1 protein-coding gene is annotated in these 713 nt (G+C 62.4%); it reads left to right on the forward strand.

Features of this window, described 5'->3' with window-relative positions:
- Nucleotides 1-195 precede the first annotated feature (195 nt).
- The coding region (tetR(A), locus tag MKP05_RS21255; RefSeq protein WP_240570137.1) for a tetracycline resistance transcriptional repressor TetR(A) at nucleotides 196-713 on the forward strand (518 nt) is incomplete at its 3' end.

A 713-nucleotide genomic window follows, 5' to 3' on the forward strand; every position in this document is an offset into this window, starting at 1 on the left:
GCCCGGCAGCACCGGCATAATCAGGCCGATGCCGACAGCGTCGAGCGCGACAGTGCTCAGAATTACGATCAGGGGTCTGTTGGGTTTCACGTCTGGCCTCCGGACCAGCCTCCGCTGGTCCGATTGAACGCGCGGATTCTTTATCACTGATAAGTTGGTGGACATATTATGTTTATCAGTGATAAAGTGTCAAGCATGACAAAGTTGCAGCCGAATACAGTGATCCGTGCCGCCCTGGACCTGTTGCACGAGGTCGGCGTAGACGGTCTGACGACACGCAAACTGGCGGAACGGTTGGGGGTTCAGCAGCCGGCGCTTTACTGGCACTTCAGGAACAAGCGGGCGCTGCTCGACGCACTGGCCGAAGCCATGCTGGCGGAGAATCATACGCATTCGGTGCCGAGAGCCGACGACGACTGGCGCTCATTTCTGATCGGGAATGCCCGCAGCTTCAGGCAGGCGCTGCTCGCCTACCGCGATGGCGCGCGCATCCATGCCGGCACGCGACCGGGCGCACCGCAGATGGAAACGGCCGACGCGCAGCTTCGCTTCCTCTGCGAGGCGGGTTTTTCGGCCGGGGACGCCGTCAATGCGCTGATGACAATCAGCTACTTCACTGTTGGGGCCGTGCTTGAGGAGCAGGCCGGCGACAGCGATGCCGGCGAGCGCGGCGGCACCGTTGAACAGGCTCCGCTCTCGCCGCTGTTGCGGGC

This window comes from Halomonas flagellata (assembly GCF_022487945.1).
GTDB classification, from domain to species: Bacteria; Pseudomonadota; Gammaproteobacteria; order Pseudomonadales; family Halomonadaceae; genus Halomonas; species Halomonas flagellata.